The sequence below is a fragment of the Sporomusa sp. genome, assembly GCF_057736855.1.
This window is the reverse complement of record NZ_JBYKYF010000123.1, coordinates 1-8,772: the sequence shown is the minus strand read 5'-3', so window position 1 is coordinate 8,772 and position 8,772 is coordinate 1. Positions and strand designations below refer to the sequence as shown.

At 44.7% G+C, this 8,772-nt stretch carries 8 protein-coding genes and 1 pseudogene; 6 read left to right on the top strand and 3 right to left on the bottom strand.

Annotated elements, in window-relative coordinates:
• Window positions 1-295 precede the first annotated feature (295 nt).
• Entirely contained in the window at window positions 296-442 is a 147-nt protein-coding gene (locus tag AC29Z1_RS09570) for a magnetosome magnetite crystal formation protein family (protein WP_488271234.1), read from the bottom strand.
• 108 nt (window positions 443-550) lie between these two features.
• Between AC29Z1_RS09570 and AC29Z1_RS09565 the strand changes: the two genes are divergently transcribed.
• A complete protein-coding gene (locus tag AC29Z1_RS09565) occupies window positions 551-919 on the top strand; it encodes a zinc ribbon domain-containing protein (protein ID WP_488271233.1) in 369 nt (122 codons plus the stop codon).
• Window positions 920-1,006: 87 nt separating this feature from the next.
• Here AC29Z1_RS09565 and AC29Z1_RS09560 read toward each other — a convergent pair whose 3' ends face one another.
• Both AC29Z1_RS09560 and AC29Z1_RS09555 read right to left on the bottom strand, forming a co-directional pair.
• Window positions 1,007-2,578, bottom strand: coding sequence for a CYTH and CHAD domain-containing protein (locus tag AC29Z1_RS09560; RefSeq protein ID WP_488271235.1), 1,572 nt, complete (start codon window positions 2,576-2,578; stop codon window positions 1,007-1,009).
• 111 nt (window positions 2,579-2,689) lie between these two features.
• Window positions 2,690-3,850: an MGDG synthase family glycosyltransferase gene (locus tag AC29Z1_RS09555; protein WP_488271232.1), complete on the bottom strand. Its 1,161-nt coding sequence runs from the start codon at window positions 3,848-3,850 to the stop codon at window positions 2,690-2,692.
• A gap of 508 nt (window positions 3,851-4,358) precedes the next feature.
• Here AC29Z1_RS09555 and AC29Z1_RS09550 point away from each other — a divergent pair.
• The 5 genes and pseudogenes from AC29Z1_RS09550 to AC29Z1_RS09530 all read left to right on the top strand — a co-directional run.
• On the top strand, window positions 4,359-5,318 hold the full coding sequence (locus AC29Z1_RS09550; RefSeq protein WP_488271231.1) for a SpoIID/LytB domain-containing protein: 960 nt from the start codon (window positions 4,359-4,361) through the stop codon (window positions 5,316-5,318).
• Between the two features lie 199 nt (window positions 5,319-5,517).
• On the top strand, window positions 5,518-5,661 hold the full coding sequence (locus tag AC29Z1_RS09545; RefSeq protein WP_488271230.1) for a hypothetical protein: 144 nt from the start codon (window positions 5,518-5,520) through the stop codon (window positions 5,659-5,661).
• A complete protein-coding gene (locus AC29Z1_RS09540; RefSeq protein ID WP_488271229.1) occupies window positions 5,642-7,294 on the top strand; it encodes a spore germination protein in 1,653 nt (550 codons plus the stop codon). The genes AC29Z1_RS09545 and AC29Z1_RS09540 overlap by 20 nt, the downstream gene beginning before the upstream one ends.
• 58 nt (window positions 7,295-7,352) lie before the next feature.
• Window positions 7,353-8,465, top strand: coding sequence for a GerAB/ArcD/ProY family transporter (locus AC29Z1_RS09535; protein WP_488271228.1), 1,113 nt, complete (start codon window positions 7,353-7,355; stop codon window positions 8,463-8,465).
• Window positions 8,455-8,772: pseudogene (locus AC29Z1_RS09530) on the top strand (Ger(x)C family spore germination protein); the annotation flags it as partial. The gene AC29Z1_RS09535 and the pseudogene AC29Z1_RS09530, both read left to right, overlap by 11 nt.

Genomic DNA, 8,772 nt, shown 5'->3' with positions numbered 1-8,772 from the left:
CAACTATTTTAGGTTACTTTCCATTGCGTTACTCTTATTCCGGTTCTCGCTGCAATTGCCGAATTTGTAATGCAAGGCGCCGCTTTTCTCTTTGCCCGCCTAATATATTCAGCACAAAGCGGCTGTTGGTCATTTAGAAATAAGGACGCTGGCTAGCCAAATCTGCAGGATTTAAAATCAAGCTGGCAAGAGATTTACAAGCAAAAATAGGGTAAAAAAAGACCTGAGGCTATATGTCTCAGGTTTTTTAGTTACTTAAGCCCAAAGAAAATGAGCGTGTGTTGTAAGCTGTTTTTCACAGTTTTTGTACAAGCTTTTGAATGAATAGATATTCGTACGGTTGGCCGTTGATGGCTTTAACTGCGGCAATAATAGAAGTGATACATAAGAGCAGCCAGAGTAATGCTATTAACGGCAATAGCAAGAAGCTAACTAAGATCATACTAATAAGCTGGTGGTTGTGGAAAGTACGCCGATTTCATAGGTAAGGAATAAAATCCGTATTTTAGAAACATGATAGACAAAAAAAAGAGTTGTGCGAGGAATACTTATGTATTGTGATTTTTGCGGAAAAACACTAGCTACTAATGTAAAGTATTGCCGCCATTGTGGCCGCCGGTTAAGAGACCGTTTGGAAGATACCAGGCCATTACCTGTTATTAACGAAACTTTGTTAACCCTCGGTAGTAGCAAACGACCGGCAACTAACTCATTTTCCTGGTCTAATTTACCGTTACAAAGAATGATTACGCTGAATAAAGTACAAATGCAGAAAATCGTATATAGCATACTTTCTCTTACTATCATGGTAATACTGGTATATATCCTCATGACTTTTGAAACTGTTGAGGAGTACCAGATACTCACGGCACTATGGGCGATTATGTTGGCGGTATATACTTGGAGTAAAAGCAGGTAAGTTAAAAATAGGAGCAAAGCTCGCAATTTTGCGAGCTTTGCTCCTGTAAAAAAAGTAGGGTTAGCCGTGCAAGTACAAAATTGCTTATCAATCGTCGGTAACGAAATCGTTGTCCGATGGCTTAAATTTTTTTTGTTTGGTGACTGCTTTATGTATCTTGGTCCATACTTTGCCCCACTGGGTTTTGGCAGATGCTGACCTTGCAAGCTGCCAGCCAGTAATAAGGCCGGCATCGCGGTGGGAAAGGCGGCTGGACGAAGCCTTGACCAGTTCCTGTAATAGGGGGAAGGTGAAAGCAACATCCCTAACTTCGCCTAATAAATCCTGAAGCTGTTCCAAACGTTTGATAAGCAATTGGGTACTGGCCGGTAGTACAGGGGTCAAAGCTTCAAGTGTATAACGAAGGCGTCTGCCATCAATTCTAAGTTCATGAACGGCGGTTAAATCACTAAGGTCAAGTGTATCGCCCTGCCGTAAAAGCTGGGTAAGCCAATAGCGTAATCGTTGGTAAACAAACTGCTTATAGATTATCTGGTTGTCATGGGTATTGCTCCAGTTGAGTAGAAATGACCATAATCCTAACAATACGGGTGTAAGTTCACCACTGGAAACTGCAGTATAAAAATTGGTTCTTTCGTCATTGCGTTTGTTGACAATGGATTCTGTCAGAACCGGCTTACCGGCATACTCAGGGGTTACTAGGAGCATATAGCTAGTTAACTGGTCCCAAATCAGACTAAACTCATCCAAGTCACGGATGCGGCCAAGCCTGCGGTTCCAAGATTTAAGTTTGTTTAGCCAATCGGCGTACTCTTCGGTCGGGATTAGCGGTTTGGCAAATTGGAAGAGTGAGCTGAGTCTTAACAATACCGTTCGGAATTTATGTAAAGTTTTGCTATGATTAGGATTGGTTAAATATGCTTGTTGAGCGCTGATGGCTTGATGAATGGTGTGAATCATCATTTCGCTGAGTACCTGGTGCGCAGGCATAACAGTACTTGCTTTTGTCAGAGGGAAAGGCAAGGGGATGTCTTGAGCAAGACCCTCCGTCAAACCAGCTAATACCATGGCGCGGTATAATTTGCTAGCTTGTTCCGGTAGTAAGGGAAACTGATCAGCTAAAGCTGCTCCTAACCAAATCAGCGATTGGGGTTGTCCCACTTTTAATTCGAGTTCAAGCTCTAGAATGTTTTGTTGTTTATCGCCAGCTATAATATTGCCAGAATCAAGAGCAAGCTCAATTGTACTGCCATCAGCGGTAACGATATCCATGGTATAGCGTTCAAAGCATGTGCTGAATACCGGTTCTAACGGCAAATTGCCAGCAGCTTCGGCCAGACGTCCGCCGATATCGGTTAATAAAAAGGGTTGGATGCTCGGTAGCTGGCTTTTTACTGGTATATTATACTCTAAGCGCTGGTGAAGCCCACCGTCACTGGTACCATCTGCTTTTACCGTAGCTATCCATTCTCCGTCGGCTAAACGCAGCCGATAGGATAAGCGCGATTTAAGCAAGCGATGATCTGGGGTATCGTAATAGATAGTTTCAAGGATTTGCCTGCGCGGCGGCTGAGTGGATAGTTCCTTAAGCAACGGAGCCGTTAGTAGGTTGTTGATACAGGACGGATCGGCCAACCGCAATTTAAGTTCTGCTTCCATATTAGACACGGAAAATACCTCCTAAGTAGAGCATGTCCGGAAATCAGCATAGTATAATTAATTCGCGTTTAGTCAAAAAATGCCTTTATTAGAGCCATACAAATCTTACCTCTAACGCGATGCGGCGGCTCCGGCCTTATGCAAATATTGTAAGACGGTGGTTGCGATGGTTTGGGCGGCAGCCGGCCGGGCAAGCAGGGCAGCCATTTTCTGCATAGAACGCAACCGTTCTGGTTGTGTTAATAATTCATAGACAGAGTTAGCTAGGTTATGGTTATGTTGGACCCAGAGCGCGGCTCCGGTTTGGCTCAGGTATGCAGCGTTTTCTGTTTCCTGGCCGGGGATCGCTTGGCATAAAAGCATAGGCAACTGCATAGACAAGGCTTCACTGATGGTAAGAGCTCCAGGTTTAGTAATAAGTAAATCAGCAGCAGCCATAAGTTCCGGTATATGCCGGGTATACCCAATGACTTTGCTTGGGTGAATGAGATCCTGTGCTCGCGCGGACAACGTGCGGCGTAAGGTTGCGTTGCGGCCAGTCACTGCTACTATGTTGAGCGGCAGTGGCAAGGAATCAATTGTAAGTACGACTTGTTTTAAATCACCTAGCCCAAGTCCGCCGCCCATAATGAGAATTACAGGATGAGTGTTACAAAACCCTAACGTTTGGCGCAGAAGTGTCTGGTCAATGGCGGCAGGAAGGCAGCGAAACTTGGGGTCAATGGGAATGCCTGTAGCGTGAATGCGGGTGGGCTCAATGCCTTGTAATGCTAACTGTTGTTTAAGTTTAGAAGTGGCAACAAAATACAAATCGGTTTCGTTGTAACACCAGAGGCGGTGGACTGCAAAATCGGTAATAACGCCAACGAGTGGTATAGATATCCTGCGGATTCGCTTAAGATAGGCTGCAGCGCCGCAGGGAAAAGGGTGGGTACAAATAATAGCATCAGGGTGATGTTCCTGAATAAGCTTGAACATACTTCGTTTCATGATTTTGGCTATGAGGTTTTGTACTTCGCTACCAGGCAAAGGCATTTGCGATATGCGGTATAGTAGATCATACATATCGGGAAACACATCAATCATTTTTAGGTAAGATTCCTTTACCAGTGAATTGAGGTATGAGTCACCGGCCATGAAATCAACAACCTCAGTTACAGCCCGATTGCTGTTTTCAAGGGCTGTTTTAATCGCTTGCGCTGCTTGCGTATGTCCGGTTCCTATCGACGCAGAGACTAAAAGAATTTTTGCCGGTTTAGTTTTTTTCGACAAAGTGACCACCTCATATGACGAAAAAACGCCCGCATGTATTGCTTAGCTGCAAATAAGCGGTGCGTTTATGTTAAGCTATCAGGCTATATACATCATTGTATGCTTTACCATTAGCAAGGTCAAGCTGAATTATGGCAAAAGCCTATTGTAAAGTATTTAATTTTTATGTGGCTTTCTACTCGGGTGGATCTGTGAATCATCACTTAGATACTTACCTGGTTAAGCCTTGGGGATTAGAGTTGCTGTTTTTAAAAAAGTGGTTAGTTTATCATATTATATCACACTACAGAAAAGTAAGGAATGAGGATACCATTACCTTTCTCCTGACAAAAAGCATTGGCGATGCAATGGGTTCACGTCAGTTCGGGGGGATTAGATCTCCAATTGGGATGAGGTCGCCTGTAGGGCGAAAGTGCTTGGCTTAGCGTATAAGATACATGTATGCAACCAGCCTTTATTTGTCATAATAAAAAAAATTGAAGAAAATGCTTATAGAGGTGGATTAAGGATGAACAGAAAATGGATTATTTGTTTGCTATTACTTGGAGCATTATGTTTGATACTTGCTGGTTGTAGTTCGCCGCAAAAAAAGCCAGAAACGCCCCAATTGCCTGCGCCTAAGCAAACTACGCAGCAGCAGGAACCGGACATTACTGTGTTTATGCATGAAACGGGCGAAACAAAGACGATGAAAATGGAAGAATATCTTGCTGGTGTTGTAGCAGGAGAAATGAAAAATGACTGGCCGGTTGAGGCACTGGCAGCCCAAGCTATTATTGCCCGTACATTTACGTTGGAAGCGATTGAGACTAAAGGCGGTGTTCCTGAGCGAGGTACTCAGGCGTCTACTGATATCAAAGAATTCCAAGCGTATAATGCCAAGGCGGTTAACGATAATGTCAGAAAGGCGATACAAATGACACGAGGTATGGTGTTGACTTATCAGGGTAAACCCATCCAGGCCTGGTTTCATGCCTCAGCTGGCGGCATTACCGCTACTGCCAAAGAGGGATTGAATTACCAGGAGGCTGAGCCGCCCTATATTCAATCCGTTCAGTCACCAGATGATTTGGCGCCAGCAGATGTTAAAAATTGGACAGTTGTTTTCTCCAAAGAAGATGTTATTGCAGCTATGGATAAGATTGGTAAAAAGGTAAATGATATTAGCAGCATAGAGATTAAGCAGAAAGGCCCGTCAGGCCGGGCTGTTACGCTTATGGTTAATCGCGAAGTTGAGGTGTCAGGACCTGAACTGCGGATGGCATTAGACAGTACTAAGCTAAAGTCCATGCTGTTAGATAAAATCGAAGTCGGTGAAGAAAATGTAATTTTTGCTGGCAAGGGCTATGGACATGGAGTCGGCATGTCACAGTGGGGAGCTAACCGTATGGCTAAAGACGGAAAAAAGCCTGAGGAGATTGTTGCCCATTATTTTAAAGGTGTGAAAGTCGAGAAACGTTGGGAGTAAGGTTGAATATAAACTAGAAAACGCCACGACTTTTGTTCGTGCGGCCTATCAGATCAACCCGCAGGTTATAGGGCTAGGCATCACATGATTGGACACCGGACGGCCGCATTTGGCGATAGCCGGGGTCAAGGCTTGGCCTAGCCTGGGGGCTATTATTTTAGAGTAAATGGCATATTTTGCGCATGGATGTAACTACATTATGTGTCAAAGGTCGGAGTATGGCAATATTGTGCTTATACCTTGTTATGAACCATCGCAGATTCAGACTTTGCTCAGACAATCGTTGTTGGTTACTGGTACACTGAACAATAAGGGAGGCTGTCATGACGGTGTGGAAAAATAATAAGGGAAAGCAGCGCAGCTTCGCTAAACTGTCAGAGGCCCTACCTGAGAACAAGCTAAATCGTGTTAGAACACGCCTGATTTCACTAAAAAAGCTGATTCAAGACTGTGCTCAACTTGGTGAAGCTATGTCTGGTGTTGTGGCAGATCTCAGGGCTGTACCGGCTCCAGACAATGAGATGTTTGTGTTAACGCCAGAGCTATCGCAAAATGTGACTTTGTTAAAAACGGTTTTCCGTGATTGCAATGATATCAAGTTCCGTTTTTTTAAGACCGGTGGCCGGCAGGCCTTAATGGTATTTATGGATGGCATGATCGATTCTATTACGTTAGAATTTAATGTTTTAGCACCGCTTATGATGGTTGCAACAAGCGATACTGACTTAAAAAAACTGATGGAAGAAAAGCTTACTGTCGTTGCCATCAGTCTTGAAACAAGCGCTAACGTTGCGATTGAGGCCGTTATGAGCGGCAAAGCCCTTGTTCTGATTGACGGTTTGCCTGAGATTTTAATTGTTGATGCCCCCAAATATATCAAACGTAGTGTAAATACTCCTGTACTTGAGGAAAATTTGCGCGGCCCGCAAGATGCTTTTAATGAAACGCTGGCAGATAATATTGTCCTGCTGCGCCGTCGCACGAAAGACCCTAATATCAAAGTCCGTATCCTGGAAGTAGGTCAACGCAGCAAGACGGCAGTTGCGCTTGTTTATTCTGCAAATTTAGTTAAACCTGGACTTTTGGAAGAAGCAGAGCGACGGATACGAGCTATTTCAACAGATGGCATATTTGTATCCAAAGCGCTGGAAGAGGCCATGGTTGAGCATCCTTGGACGCCTTTTCCACAATTAGATTCTACCGAACGGCCAGAAAAGGTAGTGACTGCTATCTATGAAGGCCGGGTAGGCATTCTTGTAGATAATACGCCATCTTCCATAATTATCCCCTGTACTTATGCCAACATCATGCAGACGATTGATGATAATACCATACCGGCTTCTGTTGCCAGTTTGATACGGTTTAGTCGGCATATAGCCGCTTTAATGGCTGTTTACCTGCCGGCGCTGTATATTGCCGTCGTATCCTACCATCCTGGCATGCTGCCAACCGGTTTGGCGATATCGCTTGCTGAGCTTAGAGCACGGACTCCTTTCCCCTCCTTTTTAGAGGCTCTGCTAATGGAAATACTGCTTGAACTCTTTCAGGAAGCCATTACTCGGCTGCCGAAAAAGGTCTCCAGTGCAGCCAGTATGGTGGGGGCCTTTGTTATTGGCACAACGGTTGTACAGGCCGGACTGGTTAACCCGTTTTTGGTAGTGATCATTGCTACTACTGCCATTTCTTCTTATGCTATGCCGTATTACTCTTTTGGCTTAGGGCTGCGTGCCTTAAGAGTACCGATCCTGCTGTTGGCCGCCGTTTTGGGGCTATACGGCGTTATGTTGGGGTTTCTTACTATTACCGTACATCTTTGTTCTTTGAAAAATTTTGGTGAGTCTTATCTTGGGGGTACGCTAAATGTGGACAACTTCTCAGATTGGAAAAATACGTTAATCCGTGCACCAAGTAATTTTATGAAGACAAGACCAGGAGAATTCGGTGCCCAGGACAGTAAGCGGGCAAGTAACAGTTAGTTGACCCATATAGGGTTAATTGCGATAAATATTATGGATGGGGGCTTGAGGGAACCTTATGGCTAATTTGGAAGTAAACAGCAAAATGTCAGTATGGCAGTTTGGCGTTGTTTTGATGGCCTTCATGCTAGGGGCTCAGTTTGTTTCTTTGCCAGGCCATTTGGTTCCTCAGGCTAAGCAGCTTGCGTGGGTCAGTGTTCTTCTTGGCGGCGGACTATTTTTTTGCGTCGCCTGGATTATGCTCAAACTTGCCGCTTTGTATCCCCACAATGATATTACAGAGTACCTGCCGCGCCTTTTGGGTAAATGGGGCGGGGTGGCTGTTATTGGTATCCTGATGCTTGTCTTCTTATTGGAGTTGTGGGTGGCGCAAACTCAATTCAGCAGAGTGCTGGTATTTTTTATGTTTGATCGCACGCCGCCTGATGTACTTATCATGTCGATGCTTGCCGTTGTAGTTTATGCTGCGGTTCAGGATCTGGGGACTATTATACGGATAGCGCAGCTTACATTTTTTATCTCGGTTGCTATGAGTGCTACGGTCTGGAGTGCTGGTATTTTTAATTTACAGCCGGAAAATCTGCTACCGTTTTGGACAGACAAACCGGAAGGCATTTTTAAGGCAGTGATAAGTACCTATGGAATATATAACGGGTATGAAAGTATTTTGCTGCTATTTCCGCTAATTAGCCAAAAACGCAATAACATTATAAAGGTGACGGCGGTAGGATTTGCGTTTATTACCCTTGTGGGCATCGTCATTATTGTGATGACGATTGGGGTATTATCGGTCGAGTCAGTAAAGAGTGAGTCTTATCCGACGTTAGTGGTAGTGCGCAGTGTGGAATTGCCTGGTACATTTATTGAACGGTTGGAAAATTACTTTCTTATTGCTTGGATTCCGTTAATCTTTAACTCTCAGACGTTAATCCTTTACGGTATGGCACGAATCATGAGTAAGGTATGGGGACATGTTGACCACCGGCCCTGGGTATTGGCGTTAGCGCCTTTTATTTATACCGGTGTAACTCTGCTGGATGGCAACCAATGGGTTACAATGGTTGAAAAGACGGCAAATTTTCTGGGGTTAGCCTTTTCCCTAGGGATAATACCGCTGGTATACCTGTATGCTAAGCGGAAACAACATGAGGTGGAAACCAGTGAAAGCTAGTAGACGGCTGGCGGGAATAGTACTCATTTTGGCTATGGGGCTTGCTGTTAGTGGCTGTTGGGATAGGCGGGAACTCCAGGATAGAGGCTTTGTTATGGCTGTGGCCATTGATACCGCCGAAGCCGGCCAGAAACCGCAGCAGGGAAGCGAGGCGGCCCAAACGGAAACTTTTGTACAGCCGTATGGCGAAAAACGTTACCGGGTTAGCCTGCAGATCCTCAGACTGGTAAAACAGATGGATGATGAGCAAAAAGATGGTGGTGGAAAAACCTATGTCTTATCAAATACTGGGCAGTCCTTGTTTGAG